General features: G+C 50.3%; 15 protein-coding genes. 13 read left to right on the forward strand and 2 right to left on the reverse strand.

Annotation, left to right across the window (positions count from 1 at the left end):
- The first annotated feature begins 12 nt into the window (after positions 1–12).
- From LA360_RS26945 to spoIVB, 12 genes are all read left to right on the forward strand, one after another.
- Entirely contained in the window at positions 13–1,134 is a 1,122-nt protein-coding gene (locus tag LA360_RS26945; protein WP_112482469.1) for a glycoside hydrolase family 88/105 protein, read from the forward strand.
- A gap of 448 nt (positions 1,135–1,582) precedes the next feature.
- A complete protein-coding gene (locus LA360_RS26950; RefSeq protein WP_002584729.1) occupies positions 1,583–1,966 on the forward strand; it encodes an Asp23/Gls24 family envelope stress response protein in 384 nt (127 codons plus the stop codon).
- 219 nt (positions 1,967–2,185) lie between these two features.
- Complete coding sequence (nusB, locus tag LA360_RS26955) at positions 2,186–2,803, forward strand: transcription antitermination factor NusB (RefSeq protein WP_081031197.1); 618 nt, start codon at positions 2,186–2,188, stop codon at positions 2,801–2,803.
- 9 nt (positions 2,804–2,812) lie between these two features.
- Positions 2,813–4,099, forward strand: coding sequence for an exodeoxyribonuclease VII large subunit (gene xseA / locus LA360_RS26960; RefSeq protein WP_089775366.1), 1,287 nt, complete (start codon positions 2,813–2,815; stop codon positions 4,097–4,099).
- A 3-nt stretch (positions 4,100–4,102) separates the two neighbouring features.
- A complete protein-coding gene (xseB, locus tag LA360_RS26965; protein ID WP_002584726.1) occupies positions 4,103–4,336 on the forward strand; it encodes an exodeoxyribonuclease VII small subunit in 234 nt (77 codons plus the stop codon).
- The gene (locus LA360_RS26970) at positions 4,329–5,240 is read left to right on the forward strand and encodes a polyprenyl synthetase family protein (RefSeq protein WP_022203034.1); all 912 of its coding nucleotides are present in this window, start codon (positions 4,329–4,331) and stop codon (positions 5,238–5,240) included. The genes xseB and LA360_RS26970 overlap by 8 nt, the downstream gene beginning before the upstream one ends.
- 19 nt (positions 5,241–5,259) lie before the next feature.
- Positions 5,260–7,170, forward strand: a complete 1,911-nt coding sequence (dxs, locus tag LA360_RS26975) for a 1-deoxy-D-xylulose-5-phosphate synthase (RefSeq protein ID WP_112482471.1) — start codon at positions 5,260–5,262, stop codon at positions 7,168–7,170.
- Positions 7,171–7,309: 139 nt separating this feature from the next.
- Positions 7,310–8,122, forward strand: coding sequence for a TlyA family RNA methyltransferase (locus tag LA360_RS26980; protein WP_022203036.1), 813 nt, complete (start codon positions 7,310–7,312; stop codon positions 8,120–8,122).
- Between the two features lie 61 nt (positions 8,123–8,183).
- Entirely contained in the window at positions 8,184–9,026 is an 843-nt protein-coding gene (locus LA360_RS26985; protein ID WP_057572104.1) for an NAD(+)/NADH kinase, read from the forward strand.
- Between the two features lie 51 nt (positions 9,027–9,077).
- Complete coding sequence (argR, locus tag LA360_RS26990; RefSeq protein ID WP_002569663.1) at positions 9,078–9,530, forward strand: arginine repressor; 453 nt, start codon at positions 9,078–9,080, stop codon at positions 9,528–9,530.
- A 17-nt stretch (positions 9,531–9,547) separates the two neighbouring features.
- Positions 9,548–11,206, forward strand: a complete 1,659-nt coding sequence (gene recN / locus LA360_RS26995; RefSeq protein ID WP_057572107.1) for a DNA repair protein RecN — start codon at positions 9,548–9,550, stop codon at positions 11,204–11,206.
- 151 nt (positions 11,207–11,357) lie between these two features.
- Positions 11,358–12,635 carry a SpoIVB peptidase gene (gene spoIVB / locus LA360_RS27000; protein ID WP_002584720.1) on the forward strand — a complete coding sequence of 426 codons (1,278 nt, stop codon included), beginning with the start codon at positions 11,358–11,360 and terminating at the stop codon, positions 12,633–12,635.
- 412 nt (positions 12,636–13,047) lie between these two features.
- Here the strand turns inward: spoIVB and LA360_RS27005 are convergent, their stop codons facing one another.
- Together LA360_RS27005 and LA360_RS27010 are read right to left on the reverse strand one after the other, a co-directional pair.
- Positions 13,048–14,205: an IS91 family transposase gene (locus LA360_RS27005; RefSeq protein WP_112481418.1), complete on the reverse strand. Its 1,158-nt coding sequence runs from the start codon at positions 14,203–14,205 to the stop codon at positions 13,048–13,050.
- On the reverse strand, positions 14,198–15,064 hold the full coding sequence (locus tag LA360_RS27010) for a tyrosine-type recombinase/integrase (protein WP_112481419.1): 867 nt from the start codon (positions 15,062–15,064) through the stop codon (positions 14,198–14,200). The genes LA360_RS27005 and LA360_RS27010 overlap by 8 nt, the downstream gene beginning before the upstream one ends.
- Positions 15,065–15,408: 344 nt before the next feature.
- On the opposite strand from LA360_RS27010, the gene LA360_RS27015 reads away from it, so the two are divergent.
- Complete coding sequence (locus LA360_RS27015; RefSeq protein ID WP_022203039.1) at positions 15,409–15,657, forward strand: hypothetical protein; 249 nt, start codon at positions 15,409–15,411, stop codon at positions 15,655–15,657.
- The last annotated feature ends 305 nt before the right edge of the window (positions 15,658–15,962 follow it).

The following is a 15,962-nucleotide window of genomic DNA, read 5'->3' on the forward strand; positions in this document are numbered from 1 at the left end:
GATTGAAGCGATATGTGGTTAGAGTATTTTTCACAGTACATGGAAACGGCATTTCCCCGTTTCCTCAGTGAAAGGCCCTGGAATTATAAGAATGACCTCTGTGTAACCGGAGCAGCCTTCCTGGCGGATGTTACCGGCAACCCGCGCTGGAACCGTTACATCCTTGATGCCGGTAAGTGGCTGGTGGATGAGGACGGCGGGGTTGCCAACTGGAAAGAGGATGAAAATAATATTGATAAGGTCAGTTTTGGCAAATCCCTGCGGATCCTCCGGGACCTGACCGGGGATGGGCGGTATGGCCGCGGGGTTGAGAAGGCATATGCTTTTCTTGAACATTATCCCCGGACAGCCACCGGCAACTTCTGGCATAAGGACATTTACCCCAACCAGGTGTGGCTGGACGGCCTTTACATGGCTATGCCTTTTTACGCAAAATGCCTGGCGGAAAACGGTGAGGACCGGTGGGATGATATCATGGACCAGTTTCAAAGCACCCACTGCCTGCTGTGGAACGAAAAGACAGGGCTGTACCTGCATGGATGCGATGTAAGCCGTAAGGCGGACTGGGCGGATCCGGTAACCGGCCGCAGCCCCGGGGTATGGCTCAGGGCAGAAGGATGGTTCCTTATGGCGCTGGCGGATGTATACGGGCTGGCAAAGGATTATACGCCCCGGGCAGAGGAACTGGTGTTGCTTCTTAAAAACGGTCTGGATGGCCTTTTGCAGTATCAGGACAGGGAATCCCATATGTTCCTCCAGGTTGTGGACCATGCTGACCTTCCAGGCAATTATCCCGAGACATCGGGAAGCGCCATGACATCCTATGCCCTGATGAAGGGCGCCCGCCTTGGGATGCTTGGCGATTCCTATTGGGATAAAGGAATTGAGGTCCTTGAAGGCATCCGCCGTACCCGGCTTAAAAAAGAGGAGGATGGCTGGCACCTCCACGGAATCTGCGCAAGCGCGGGCCTGGGCGCCGGACCGGACCCCCATAACCGGAAGGACCGCAACGGAACCCCGGAGTACTACATCAGTGAGGCACAGATGACCGACAACCAGCATGGCGCTGCTGCCTGCATGATGGCGGTAAGTGAACAGCTGAGAAGAAAGGGGAATCATTCATGCTCCCATTAGGACTGCGCCTCCATGACGCGGAAAAGCTGCCCATTGAAGAACTTATCCCCATTGTGCGGGAAAAAGCTGAAAAAAGCTGAAAGAAAAAGCCGAGAAAGGGCGTCAAAATTAATCCTATACATATACTCCCGAATTTGTTATAATACTAATAAACAACTCAAACTTCCCGTAGCTAAAATGGGATTGTTCTTTGAAAACTCAATACTTTAGCGTACAAAATAGCTTTTAGGCAACCGCCTGCCCCTTGGGAAGTGCATCCTGCAGGTATTTTGGCAGATGGCAGACAAAACTGGATGTGAATTCTTCCGGCTGTACTTCTGTGATATGGAAAATTTCTGTGATATGGAAAAATTCCATTACCGTACGAAAGTATTGAGTTTTCAAGGTTCTCCACACTATCGGGTGTGAGAAGTTTGAGTAATTAAGTCTTGACAGGAGGTAAGTTGTGATGTCTGAGGAAAATCGCAGTACCCATAAATTATACGAGAAAGAGAAGATAGGCGAGGTGCAGATTGCGGACGAGGTAGTGGCCATTATTGCCGGGCTGGCTGCCACAGAGGTGGAGGGCGTGGATTCCATGGCCGGCAACATCACCAATGAGCTGGTAGGCAAGCTGGGCATGAAGAATCTGAGCAAGGGCGTCAAGGTGGATGTGACGGAGGAGCATGTGTCGGCAGACCTGTCCCTCAATATCCGCTACGGATACAACATCCCGTCCGTAAGCGAGCAGGTCCAGGAAAAGGTAAGCACGGCCATTGAGAATATGACAGGCCTGACAGTGCTGGATGTAAATGTAAAGATTGCCGGAGTCAATATGGATGAAGGCAGATAAAACCACGGTTTAATATAATATCTGTAAGCACTCCCCGGAGCGTTGCCTGGGGAGTGTTTTATACATTTTTTATTGTTTTTATGCACTGGGTTTGCTATAATATCTAGAGCGGCTTCATCCCCGGGCTATTTAGGACATGCCCGGGCCAGGGAAGGAGCGGACATCACGAAGAAAGGAAAATGTACGGAAAGCCACCGCTTTTTAGTACAAGCAGAGAAAATGACCAGAAGAGAATTGCGGGAGCATTGCTTTAAGATGCTGTTCTCGGCTGACTTCTACCCGACGCAGGAAGAGGCCATAGCCCAGCTGGGCCAATATTTCCAGTCCCCGGAAGAAGACGATGTAGATGAGTCGGGTATTCTCCAGGTATTGCATAAAGTAGAATTAAAAGAGGCAGACAGTGAATATCTTCAGGCAAGAACAGCAAACATAATGGAGAAGATTCCTGAGATAGATGGGAAGCTGAACCAGGCAGCTGCCGGATGGAAGACCAAGCGCATGGGAAAGGTGGAACTGACCATTCTGCGCCTGGCCCTGTATGAAATGCTCTACGATGACGCCATTCCTGAGAAGGTATCCATCAACGAGGCAGTGGAGCTGGCTAAAAAGTTTGGAGGAAATGATTCACCGTCCTTTGTAAACGGAATACTGGCCAAGTTTGTAGTCAAGGGAGCCAGGGCTGCCGGAGAGGCCAAGGCGCCGGAAGAAAACAGGGCTTCCGGGGAAAATCAGGATTCCCAGGAAACCAGGGGTTCCCAGGAAATTCAGGCATCCCAGGAAACTCATGTTTCCCAGGAGCCCCAGGATACACCGGGGAATAAGGAAAGCGAAGCGTAGGCAGGACTTATGGCAAGTGTTTACACCGTATCTCAGGTAACTGCATATATCCGGAACATGTTTACACAGGACTTTGCCCTGAACCGGATTTCAATTCGGGGGGAAGTGTCCAACTGTAAGTACCACACATCAGGCCATATCTATTTTACATTGAAGGACGGCGGCGCGCAGATTGCTGCCGTCATGTTTGCAGGACAGAGGAAGGGGCTGGACTTTGAGCTCAGGGAGGGCCAGGAGGTTACGGTGTCAGGCACCGTGGATGTATACGAGAGGGACGGAAGATACCAGCTCTATGCAAAGGAGATTACCAGGGAAGGAAAGGGAGACCTGTTCCGCCAGTTTGAAAAGCTGCGGAATGAGCTGGAGGAGATGGGAATGTTTGACAGCAGTTACAAGCAGCCCATTCCCAAGTATGCCAGAAAGGTGGGAATCGTCACGGCCGGCACAGGAGCGGTCATCCGTGACATCATGAATATATCCGCCAGAAGGAATCCCTATGTCCAGCTCATATTATACCCGGCCCTGGTCCAGGGAGAGCAGGCAAAGTACAGCATCGCAAAGGGCATTGAGACTCTGGACCGTATGGGGTTAGATGTCCTGATTGTGGGAAGAGGAGGAGGTTCCATCGAAGACCTCTGGGCTTTTAACGAGGAAATGGTGGCCAGGGCCATCTTTAACTGCACTACTCCGGTTATCTCAGCCGTGGGGCATGAGACGGACGTGACCATAGCGGATTACGTGGCGGATTTAAGGGCGCCCACGCCGTCGGCGGCAGCGGAACTGGCTGTGTTTGATTATGGTCAGTTTGTGGAGCAGGTGAATCTGTACAGACAGGTGTTAGAGCGCTCCATGGAGCGCAGGCTGGAAAAGCTGCATTTCCGGCTGGACCAGTGCGGTATGCGCTTAAAACTTTTAAGTCCGGAACGGCAGCTCAACGACAGGCGGCAGCGCCTTGCGGATATGGAGAGCCGCCTGGAACGGATGATGGAGGAGGAGCTAGGAGCATCCCGGCTTAAGCTGGAGGACAGGAAACGGCGCCTTGAGGCGCAGATGGCTGCCGGACTGACAGAGGGAAAGCACAGGCTGGCCCTGCTGTCCGGAAGGCTGGACGGTTTGTCGCCCCTTAAAAAGCTGGGGGGCGGATACGGATTTGTGACAGACGCCAGAGGCAGGGCGTTTACCTCCATTGCACAGGCGGAGCCTGGGGACATAATACGTATCAGCGTAAAGGACGGGCGTGCGGACGCCCGGGTCGTGGAGACAGAATCCATGAAACTGCCGGGAAGTGAGGGATAGAGGATGCCGCGTAAAAAGACGGATATACAGGAAAAAGAAGAGAATAAAGCCAGCATTGAGGAGAATTTCGCCCGGCTGGAAGATATTATAAAGAAACTGGAAGCCGGGGACAGTACGCTGGAGGAATCATTCACCTGCTATGAAGCGGGGATGAAGCTGGTGAAGTCCCTGAGCGGTCAGATAGACAATGTAGAAAAACAGATTCAGATATTGAGTGAGGGTGATGAAAATGAGTGATAAGGAAACATTTAAACAGGAACTTGATGCGCGTACGGCAGAGATTGAGCAGTTAATTGGAACTTATCTTCCGGAGGAAACAGGCCATCAAAAGACAATCTTCGAGGCAATGAATTACAGCATGAAGGCAGGCGGAAAGCGCCTGCGCCCCATGCTCATGCAGGAGATGTGCCGGCTTTTTACAGGCACCCTTCTGGAAGCCGTGATTCCCTTTATGGCGGCAGTGGAGATGATACACACATCCTCTCTGGTGCACGACGATCTTCCCTGCATGGACGATGACATGATGCGCAGGGGCAAGGCCAGCACATGGGCTGAGTACGGCGAGGACATCGGTGTGCTTACCGGGGATGCCCTTATGATGTTCGCCTTTGAGACTGCCGCCAATGCCTTTGAGACAAGCATTGACCCGGACGAATTGTCCAGGATTGGGCGGGCTATGGGGATTCTTGCCCATAAGACCGGCGTGTACGGCATGATAGGAGGCCAGACCGTGGATGTGGAGCTGGCCGGAGGTCCTATACCGGGGGACAAGCTGGATTTTATCTACCGTCTGAAGACAGGAGCGCTGATTGAGGCTTCCATGCTGATTGGCGCTGTTCTGGGCGGCGCCGCTGAGGAGGACTGCAAAATTGTGGAGTCCCTTGCATCCAAAATCGGCATGGCATTCCAGATTCAGGATGATATCCTGGATGTGACGGGAAGCCAGGATGTGACCGGCAAACCTTCAGGAAGCGATGAAAAGAATAAGAAGACGACCTATGTGACCCTGGAAGGCCTGGAGAAGGCAAAGAAGGATGTGGAACAGATTTCTACAGAAGCCATTGAGGAGTTAAACAAGCTGCCGGGAAACAATGAATTCCTGGAGCACTTAATCCGTGCGTTGGTGGGTCGTCAGAAGTAAGACTGGAGATACCGTTATTATGATACTGGAACAAATTAATGGGCCGGAGGAGCTGAAAGCTCTCCCGCCCGAGGATTTAAAGATACTGGCCCAGGAGATACGGACCTTCCTGATTGAGAAAATCAGCCATACCGGAGGCCATCTGGCCTCCAATCTGGGCGTGGTGGAACTGACCATCGCCCTTTTTAAGACCTTAAATCTTCCGGAGGACAAGGTTATCTGGGATGTGGGACACCAGTCCTATACCCATAAGATATTAAGCGGGCGCATGGCGGAATTTGACGAGCTCCGCCAGTACGGGGGCCTGAGCGGATTTCCCAAGCGCAAGGAGAGTCCCTACGATTCCTTTGACACAGGCCACAGCTCCACCTCCATATCCGCTGGACTGGGCATTGCCCTGGGGCGCGATATCAGGGGGGAGGACTACCGTGTGGTATCCGTCATTGGAGACGGGGCCCTTACCGGCGGCATGGCGTACGAGGCTCTGAACAATGCCGCCAGGATGAAGAAGAATTTTATCATTGTGCTGAATGACAATAAGATGTCTATTTCGGAAAATGTAGGGGGCATGTCCCGCTACTTGAACGGCCTGCGCACAGGCAGCGGCTACAACGACCTGAAAAAGAGCGTGGCAGACGCTCTGGACCGGATCCCGGTGGTGGGCACTGCCATGATAGACAAAATCAAACGCACCAAGAACAGCATAAAACAGCTGTTTATACCCGGCATGCTGTTTGAAAATATGGGCATTACCTATCTGGGCCCGGTGGACGGCCATAATATCCAGGCTCTCTGCAAGGTGCTGAGGGAGGCCCAAAAGCTGGATCACGCGGTTCTGGTCCATGTGATGACGAAAAAGGGTAAGGGATACCGTCCCGCGGAGAAGAATCCGTCCTATTTTCATGGAGTGGGTCCCTTTGACATAAAGACGGGAAAATCCCTGTCAGCCCAGACCAATCCTTCCTATACGGACGTGTTCTCCAGAAAGCTGTGTCAGCTGGGGGAGGAGCATCCGGAATTGGTGGCGGTTACTGCCGCCATGCCGGACGGTACGGGGCTGGCTGCCTTCGGAAAGAAGTTTCCGGACCGGTTTTTTGACGTGGGAATCGCGGAGGCCCATGCAGTCACGTCTGCCGCAGGCATGGCGGCGGCGGGGCTCAGGCCCGTGGTGGCGGTCTACTCCTCCTTCCTGCAGAGGGCCTATGATCAGGTCCTGCACGATGTATGTATCCAGAACCTGCCGGTGCTCTTTGCGGTGGACCGGGCAGGGCTTGTGGGAAGCGACGGGGAGACCCATCAGGGAATCTTTGATTATTCCTTCCTGACCTCCATACCCAATATGAGCGTCATGGCTCCCAAGAATCTGTGGGAGCTGCGGGCCATGCTGGACTTTGCCATGGATTATGGCAGTCCTCTGGCCATACGTTATCCAAGGGGCGAGGCGTACCGCGGGCTAAAGGAATTCAGACAGCCCATATCATACGGTGTGGGAGAAATGCTTTACGAGGAAGAGGATATTGCCCTTCTCGCCGTGGGCAGCATGGTCAGCACAGGAGAACATGTGCGGCAGAAGCTGAAAGCAGAGGGATACAGATGCAGCCTTGCCAACGGCAGGTTTGTGAAGCCCTTTGACCGGAAAATGGTATCCCGTCTGGCAGAGAGGCACCGCCTGATTGTAACCATGGAGGAAAATGTGCTTCAGGGCGGTTACGGACTGGCGGTCACCGCATTCATACATGAAAACTATCCGGAAGTAAAGGTACTTAATATTGCCATTCCTGACGCATATGTGGAGCACGGAAATGTGTCCATATTAAGGGAAGGATTGAGAATCGACAGTGATTCCATCATACGGACCATGAAAGCCGGCGGCTATATCGGCCAGGAAACATTAGGAATCCGCCCTGTTCCGGACAGGAAGGAAGCGTGAATTTACGCTCACGGACAGATGACAGCCGGACAAAATGGCGGCAGAAAAGGTTTGACAGGCATTAGATAACACAGGCGGCATTGCACCCTTAAGCCGGAAGGCAGCGGGGAAATGCCGCTTCGGTATAAGGAGAACGGTAATGAAGAAAGAGCGGTTGGACGTGCTTATGGTCCGGAGAAACCTGGCTGAGTCCAGGGAAAAGGCCAAGGCCCTGATTATGTCAGGGATAGTCTATGTCAATGGACAGAAGGAAGATAAGGCGGGCACGTCCTTTGAGGAGACAGTACAGATTGAGGTCAGGGGAAGCACCCTTAAATATGTCAGCCGGGGAGGGCTTAAGCTGGAAAAGGCCATGAACCGCTTCGGCGTGGAGCTGGCCGGTAAGGTATGTATGGATGTAGGGGCTTCCACCGGCGGATTTACGGACTGTATGCTCCAGAACGGTGCGGTGAAAGTGTATGCCGTGGACGTGGGCCATGGACAGCTTGCCTGGAAACTGCGCAATGACGACCGGGTCATCTGTATGGAGAAAACCAACATTCGGTACGTGACCCCGGAGGATATCGGGGAACGCATTGAATTCGCCAGCATTGATGTTTCATTCATATCCCTGACCAAAGTGCTGGGACCGGTAAAACAGCTTCTGACCGATGACGGCCAGGTGGTGTGCCTGATAAAGCCCCAGTTTGAGGCCGGACGGGAAAAGGTGGGAAAGAAGGGCGTTGTCAGGGAAAAGAGCGTTCATCTTGAGGTCATAGAGATGGTCATGGATTATGCCCGGAGCATTGGTTTGGGCATACGGGGACTGGAATTCTCGCCCATCAAGGGGCCTGAGGGAAACATCGAATATCTTCTGTACCTCCAGAATAAACCGCAGGAAGAGACGGGGCAGGAGGAAAACGAATTATCGGCCCGGGCCATTGTGGAGCAGGCCCACGAGTGTTTGGATTAAGCGGCCAGCGGTTTGCACAAATGGATAAATAACGTATAAAAACGTCAGGAGCCCCATAACCATGAAACATTTTTATATTATTGCCAATCTTGACAAAGAATATGTACAGGAGGCCCAGGTATTCATTAAGGCGTACCTGGAGGCAAAGGGAGCAGAGTGTCTCCTGCACCATACACCTGAGAGAACCAGGGGGGGAGCCCATATAGACGGGGCCCAGGTGCCGGGGGATACGGAGTGCGTCATAACAATCGGAGGGGACGGTACCCTCATACAGGCTGCCAGAGATTTGGCGGGCCGCAACATTCCCATGCTGGGGGTGAACCGGGGCCATCTGGGATATCTCAATCAGGTGAGCCGTCAGGAGGACATTGCTCCGGTCCTGGAGTCCCTGTTAAATGAGCGCTACCAGCTGGAACGGCGGATGATGATACACGGGACAGCGCGGCGGAAGGAAGAGACCCTTTTAAAGGATATTGCACTCAATGAGATTGCCATTACCAGAAAGGATCCTCTGAAGGTGCTTCGCTACAGCGTCTATGTAAATGACGAGTATCTCAATGAATACGCGGCAGACGGTGTCCTGGTAGCCACGCCTACCGGTTCCACGGCGTATAATCTTTCGGCGGGAGGCCCGGTCATAGCGCCGGGAGCCAGGATGATGGTGCTGACACCTATCTGTTCCCACTCCCTCAATGCCAGGAGCATTGTGCTGGCACCGGAGGACAAGGTTCGGATTAAGGTCCTTAACAGCGGTCAGGTCGTATCCTTTGACGGGGATACGTCCATGGAATTAAAGGCAGGAGACTGTATAGACATACGGTGTTCCGAACTGCAGACAGTGATGATAAAGTTAAAGCAGATATCATTTATGCAGAACCTCAGCAACCATCTGGGAGGAATATAGACAGCAGGGTCCGCAGTTCATTATAAATCAACAAGGAGGGAAGCGTCTCACATGAAGGTAGAGCGCCACAGCAAGATTGTCGAATTAATTGGAAAATATGAGATAGAGACACAGGAGGAGCTGGCTGAAAGGCTGAATGAGGCTGGTTTCAATGTGACCCAGGCAACTGTTTCCAGGGATATCCGCGAGCTGAAGCTGACCAAGATGCAGTCAGAGAGCGGCAGACAGCGCTACATGGTATTGGAGAGCCCCAGAGGGACATCCGCCATCAAATATATCCGCATCCTTAAGGACGGATACATGTCCATGGACATGGCGCAGAATATCCTGGTAATCAAGACCGTATCCGGCATGGCCATGGCTGTGGCTGCTGCCCTGGACGCCATCCAATTCCACGAAATCGTGGGTTGTATTGCGGGTGATGACACCATCATGTGCGCCATACGCAGTGTGGACGACACCATCATTGTCATGGAGAAAATCAAGAAAATGGTGGAAGACTAATGGAAAAGGGGTGTAATATGTTACTGGAACTGCATGTAAAGAACCTGGCCCTTATTGAGAAAGCGGATGTGGAATTCGGTGAGGGTCTCAATATCCTCACCGGTGAAACCGGAGCCGGAAAATCCATCATCATCGGTTCCGTAACCATGGCCCTGGGCGGCAAGGCGCCCAAAGGCAGTATACGTCCAGGGGCTGACTACGCCTATATTGAGCTGGTGTTTTCCGCCACAGGGGAAGAGAAGCGGAAGGCTCTCAGGGAGCTGGAGGTGGAACCCACGGAGGACGGACTGGTAATCATATCCAGGAAGCTGACCCCTGCCAGGAGTATCAGCCGTATCAACGATGAGACAGTGACCATGGCCAGACTGAGCCAGATTACAGGCCTGCTGCTGGACATACACGGGCAGCATGAGCATCAGTCCCTTCTTTACAAATCCAAGCATCTTGAAATTCTGGACGCCTATGTCAAGGCCGCGACCCAGCCTGTAAAACAGACAATAGCAGACAGGTACCGTATATACCGCTCCCTTGAAGAAAAGCTGAGGGGGTTTGATATGGATGCTGAAAGCCGTATCCGCGAGGCTGACTTCCTTCGGTTTGAGATAGAGGAGATAGAGGCATCAGCCCTGAAGGAAGGGGAGGAGGAGGAGCTCACCTCAATTTACCGCCGTTATTCCCATTCCAGGCGCATTGCAGAGTGTCTGGGAGCCGCCTGCGAGGCAGTGGAGGGAGAATGGCTTTCAAGGGCCTTAAAAGAGGTGGAGCAGGCGGCAGAGTACGATGAGACCCTGGGCGGCATCCGGGACCAGCTCTATGATGCGGATTCCATACTGAGGGACGCGGGAAGAGAGATGTCCACCTACCTGGATTCCATGGAGATGGACGAGGAAACATTCAGGAAAACCGAGGAACGCCTGGACCTGATACATAACCTTCAGGCAAAATACGGGGCAACCGTGGAAGCCATCCGCCAGAAGCTGGAACAAAAAAAGAAAAGGCTGGAAGAATTGGAAGATTATGACGCCCACAGAAAGCGTATGGAGCAGGAATTAGAGGAATGCAGGAATGGTTTGGAGAAACTCTGCACACAATTAACAGGGATACGTAAAAAGGCGTCCGGGACGCTTGTAAAAAAAATCAGGCAGGGTTTGGTGGATTTGAATTTCCTGGACGTGGAATTTGACATGGAATTTGAAAAACTGGATCATTTTACACCATCCGGATGGGACGGGGCGCAGTTTCTTATTTCAACCAATCCAGGACAGCCTATGCGCCCTCTTAAGGATGTGGCGTCAGGAGGAGAGCTTTCCAGAATCATGCTGGCCATCAAGACCGTGCTGGCGGATTCAGATGATATACCCACTCTGATTTTTGACGAGATAGACACTGGTATCAGCGGCCGTACCGCCCAAAAGGTATCAGAGAAGCTCATGCTCATAGCAAGGAGCCACCAGATCATCTGCATCACCCACCTGCCGCAGATAGCGGCCATGGCGGATTCACATTTTGAAATTGCAAAATCTGCCAGCCAGGGCAGGACCATTACCACCATCCGTCTGCTGGACCGAAAGGCTTCCGTAGAAGAGCTGGCCAGGCTGTTAGGCGGCGCCAGGATTACGGAGGCAGTGCTTAAAAACGCAGGTGAAATGAAGGAATTGGCAGACAGAACAAAATAAAACAGATTGAAATCCTAAGGATGGATAATACTAAGAAAGAGGCAGTGAACATTGCTTCTTTCTTTTTTTGTTGTGGTTCGGCCGTAACCGGAGGAACCAAGGCAGTGTATTGACCCATTTAAAATGAATGACTATATAAGGAGGCAGGGCGATGAAGGGGAAATCAATCTTTTACCGGTGGCTGGGGCGCATCTTCTGGCTGTCCGCTGTGGCTGTTACGGGGTACACATGGTATTACATGGACCAGGCAGTGCCGGACCGGGTGAGTATTATAGAAAATGAAGAGGAGGAATTTTCCTTCGGCCTGCCTTTAAAGGCAACCATATCCAGCGACAGCCAGGAGGTGGCCCTGGCAAATGAGAGCAATATACCGGCGGATCAGATTACCATAAGCGGCAGGGACCATTTTTCCATGTTCGGGGGAGAAAAGGGAAGCTACCAGGTAGGTCTTAAGCTGTTTGGAGTGATAAAATTAAAGGACATACAGGTGGATGTGGTGGACACCAGATATGCTGTTCCCTGCGGTTCTCCCATCGGAATCTACCTGAAATCAGACGGCGTCATGGTCATCGGAACCGGACGCATAACGGGAAGCGACGGCATGGAGGTGGAACCGGCATACGGAATACTGAAATCAGGTGACTATATCGAGGCATTCAACGGAAAGCCCATGAACACAAAGGAGGATCTGATACGGGCTGTCAGCGAGTCAGGCGGCCAGGAATGCGTGCTCCAGGTGCGCAGGGAAGGCGAGGACGTGGATGTAAGTCTGAAGCCGGTCCAGGGCGCTGACGGGCAGTACAAGCTGGGAGCATGGGTTAGGGACGATACCCAGGGTATCGGTACTATTACTTATGTGGATATGAACGGCAGGTTCGGCGCGCTGGGCCATGGAATCAGCGACAGCGATACAGGGGATTTGGTGGAATCCTCGGAGGGAGCACTGTATTCCACGGAAATCATGGGAATCGAAAAGGGATCCATGGGAAAACCCGGACTGCTGTCCGGCGTAATTTACTACGGTCCCCAGTCCCATATGGGAGATATTGAAAAGAATACAAATGAGGGTATATTCGGCACCGTCAACCAGCAGTTTAAAAAGCAGATTTCAGGAGAGCCCATGGAAATCGCCTGCCGCCAGGATGTAAAGCAGGGACCGGCCTATATCCGCAGCAATATTTCAGGTGAGCTAAAGGATTATGCCATCGAGATTCAAAAGGTGGATTACAATTCCGGACATAAAAACAAAAGCATGGTCATCAAGGTAACGGACCCGGAACTGCTGGAGCTGACAGGTGGAATTGTTCAGGGAATGAGCGGAAGCCCGATTATACAGGATGGGAAGCTGGCCGGGGCGGTGACCCATGTGTTTGTGCAGGATGCCAGCAGGGGGTATGGGATATTGATTGAGAATATGATGGAGCAATGAGTTTCGGAGAAAATGTCAGGAAAGATAGCGTTGTAAGGCTGCTTACATCTGCTATCTTTACCGGCTTGGTCCGCGATGGCGCGGTAGCTGGCTGCATTAAAATAAAGGTACTCTTTTGGGCAGAATATGGTATAATTCTTAAGGAAAGTATCAGATTCAGAGCGACAAAAAAATGAACAGCTTATGCAAAAGATAAACTGCTCTGAATGTGATTCTTTCCAATTGTACCAAGTCGCGGAACTTTAGCCATAGGCTGTATGGGGATAGTATTTCCCCAGGGAAGCTTAAAATAGTGGATTATGGTGGTCTGCAATGCAGAAGCAGGACGATTTTAGCTGTATCCCATATTTTTGGGTATGCTTCGCAGACCTCCCGATGGCAGGTCTTAAAAAATATATAGGAAAGCAGCCTGTCAGGAAGAAGGAACATGACACCTTCCCAGCTGTTTCATGGCTGTATGACCACATTCAGGACACACACAGATATCGAAATTCCAGACTGCTTTTAAAAGCTCTGCCAGGGACATTCCGGCGTAACGCTGCTTGAAACGCTGTCCATTCTGAAGCTTAAAGATAACCTTCAGATTCTTATATTTCATCCGATTGTTCAGAAAACCATAATAGCGTATTTTCTGAAAGCCGGAAGGCAGCACATGCATCAGGTAACGGCGTATAAACTCCGTGTTGCCAAGAGTAATCTGACGTTTTGGTTCACCCGGCTTTTTTCCACGGGCAGAGAATGTTACCGTATCTTCCGTAACAGAAAGGATCCTGCTGTTAGAGATGGCGATTTTGTGGATGTAGCGTCCAAGGTATTCAATGACATTGCCGAAGCCGTTGAAGGTTTTCTTGATGTAGGGGCACCAGTCCATTTCATAAAGCTTATTTTTAAATTCCTTCCAGTGGTAAGAATTACGCAGGTTTTCACAGGAGGATGAAAAGTTAAGGGAGCCGCTTTCATAAAGGGAGACAAGGTGTGCCATATATTTCCCCTTAAACTTATCCCGCAGGACCTCCGTACGGATAAAAAACTTAGATGAGGATTTACGGATTTTTCCATCTCCGGTAAGCCCGCCGCCGGAAACAATGCAGTGCATATGTACATGGTAATCCAGCTCCTGATTCCAAGTATGAAGTACTTGGATAATCCCGGGTGTTGCCCCGAGCCACTTCTTATCAGCAGATAATTCCAGAAGTGTTTCGGCGCAGCATCTGTGAAGAAGTCCATACAGAAGCTTCTGGTTGCAGTAAATGAGGGGATTTAATTCATGTGGAAGTGTAAACACTACATGAAAATAGGGTGAATCAATGACCTCAGCACTGCGTTTATCTACCCAGATTTCTTTCTTCACAGCCTGACAGTTGGGGCAGTTGCGGTTGCGGCAGGAATTATTGTGGACTTCCACATGCCCACAGTCGGTACACTGACTTAAGTTGACACCAAGCCTTCCGGATTTGCAGTTTAAGATGGCTCGGGCGGCTTTGCGTTGGACATCCGACTGATAGTGCCCCGGTGCTGAGAAAGCTTCATAGGACTGCTCAAATATCTGCCTGATTTTGTAATCACTCATGGTATTCACCTGCCAATCGGTCAAAAGGGCTGACGGCATTGCGGATGGCATTACCGGAAAGATGGACATAAATAGTGGTGGAAGACAAAGATTTATGTCCCATAAGCGCTTTTATGGTAAGCAGGTCGGTTCCGTTTTCATACAGATGGGTACCAAAAGCATGACGAAAGGAATGACAGGTAAGCCTGCGTTCCCATCCGAGCCTGTCCTCATGGGCATGGATGTGTCTTGAAAGGAAGAATGTGTCGATGGGTCTGTCCTCGCCACTTTGCTTTGGAAAAAGAAAGCCTTTTGGTCTGCCGTATTCAAACCAGTAGCGTGTCAGCAGGTCAAGTGCCGCTTTAGAAAGAATGGCATAGCGGTCATTCCTGTTTTTGGAGTGTGTGATGTGAAGCCGCATGTTTTTGCGGTCAACATCCTCGTAACGCAGACGGCATACTTCACCGATACGAAGCCCTGAGGAATACATGAGTGTAACCATAGTCTTCTGCTTTAAATCAGGTATGGAAGAAATAAACTGCCATGTTTCCTGTTTCGAGGGAACATAGGGAAGGTACTCGTCAAACTTACGCATGGGAAGCTGTGTGTCATCCCATGTTTTGTGAAGAACATACATGGTGAAAAAGCGCAGTTGTGAAATGGCACAGTTGATGGTGCGGTCAGAAAGGTCTCTGGATTTCTGTAGCCATTTGATGTAGTCACGAAGTTCATCCCAGGAAACATCTTCTGGCGATTTGTGAAGAACATTTGCGAGGTAATCCAGATACGCCCGGATGTAAGTACAGTAATTTTTAAGGGTATGGTCGGTAAGACCGCGAAGGGAAATCATTTCCCTGAAAGAATTTAAATATTTGTCCATAGTAAAATCTCCTTTGAAATGCAATAAAAACAGTAGTTACATTTCAAAAAGAGGTGGTGGACGAGTAAAAAAATAAGATATATAGTTGTTGAGTTTAGAAATCCATGATAACATAAGCATAGCAGTTCTTAAAGTTATGAAGTTGTTTGGTGTGGTAACTTAACAATACATCATAAATTTAAAAACTGCTATTTTTTATAAAAAAAGTGGTGGTTTTATGTACCTTGGGCTAGCCGTCGCACTAGCGACTTGGTACAATATAGACAAACCGTTTTTTTTTTTTTTTGGGGGGGGGGGTGGTATATAGACAGAAAGCAACACAAAGGATAGGGCAGGTGTAAATTATGATAAGTGAAGTATGCCATCAAAATAATATTTTAAGATTTGCTAAGATAAAAACACGGGTAGATGTGGAGAAGGTGATATATCAGCACAAAGTGGACTATATAGTAGTGCGAATGTCAAGTGAACATGAAAAGCAGGAGAGATTTGCAACTGTTTTCTGGCAGCTTTTAGGGACAATCTGGGGGAATATGGATAAAAACTGTAAAATAGTGGAATATGATTATGAAATACATACAAAAAATCAATGATATATGAAGCGGTATTGGATGTATTTGCGTCGGCTTCTGCGAAGAAGCTGTGGATTGATATTTCATACGCTTCGGCTTGCAGATACCACCTCAAAATCAGTTTCTGCAAATTTCTTACAAAATCCGTTCCCCATCTGTCATATCTTATCAAATTCATAAATATCATCCCTGTTTTTTTTTCGGCCCTTATCTCTGCTCTCACCTCTGTCCCAACCTCCCCACCTCCGTCAACCTACCCTCTCCAACAAATTTCGACAAATCCCGTCTCGCCCCCTCCCGCGGTTTTGCCAAAGTTTTAAATATCA

The sequence above is a fragment of the Enterocloster clostridioformis genome (assembly GCF_020297485.1).
GTDB classification, from domain to species: Bacteria; Bacillota; Clostridia; order Lachnospirales; family Lachnospiraceae; genus Enterocloster; species Enterocloster clostridioformis.

Excerpts from the sequence above, each read along its gene's own strand:
- LA360_RS26945 (WP_112482469.1), top strand. The coding sequence starts at position 13 with ATGTGGTTAGAGTATTTTTCACAGTACATGGAAACGGCATTTCCCCGT.
- LA360_RS26950 (WP_002584729.1), top strand. The coding sequence starts at position 1,583 with ATGTCTGAGGAAAATCGCAGTACCCATAAATTATACGAGAAAGAGAAG.
- nusB (WP_081031197.1), top strand. The coding sequence starts at position 2,186 with ATGACCAGAAGAGAATTGCGGGAGCATTGCTTTAAGATGCTGTTCTCG.
- xseA (WP_089775366.1), top strand. The coding sequence starts at position 2,813 with ATGGCAAGTGTTTACACCGTATCTCAGGTAACTGCATATATCCGGAAC.
- xseB (WP_002584726.1), top strand. The coding sequence starts at position 4,103 with ATGCCGCGTAAAAAGACGGATATACAGGAAAAAGAAGAGAATAAAGCC.
- LA360_RS26970 (WP_022203034.1), top strand. The coding sequence starts at position 4,329 with ATGAGTGATAAGGAAACATTTAAACAGGAACTTGATGCGCGTACGGCA.
- dxs (WP_112482471.1), top strand. The coding sequence starts at position 5,260 with ATGATACTGGAACAAATTAATGGGCCGGAGGAGCTGAAAGCTCTCCCG.
- LA360_RS26980 (WP_022203036.1), top strand. The coding sequence starts at position 7,310 with ATGAAGAAAGAGCGGTTGGACGTGCTTATGGTCCGGAGAAACCTGGCT.
- LA360_RS26985 (WP_057572104.1), top strand. The coding sequence starts at position 8,184 with ATGAAACATTTTTATATTATTGCCAATCTTGACAAAGAATATGTACAG.
- argR (WP_002569663.1), top strand. The coding sequence starts at position 9,078 with ATGAAGGTAGAGCGCCACAGCAAGATTGTCGAATTAATTGGAAAATAT.
- recN (WP_057572107.1), top strand. The coding sequence starts at position 9,548 with ATGTTACTGGAACTGCATGTAAAGAACCTGGCCCTTATTGAGAAAGCG.
- spoIVB (WP_002584720.1), top strand. The coding sequence starts at position 11,358 with ATGAAGGGGAAATCAATCTTTTACCGGTGGCTGGGGCGCATCTTCTGG.
- LA360_RS27005 (WP_112481418.1), bottom strand. The coding sequence starts at position 14,205 with ATGAGTGATTACAAAATCAGGCAGATATTTGAGCAGTCCTATGAAGCT.
- LA360_RS27010 (WP_112481419.1), bottom strand. The coding sequence starts at position 15,064 with ATGGACAAATATTTAAATTCTTTCAGGGAAATGATTTCCCTTCGCGGT.
- LA360_RS27015 (WP_022203039.1), top strand. The coding sequence starts at position 15,409 with ATGATAAGTGAAGTATGCCATCAAAATAATATTTTAAGATTTGCTAAG.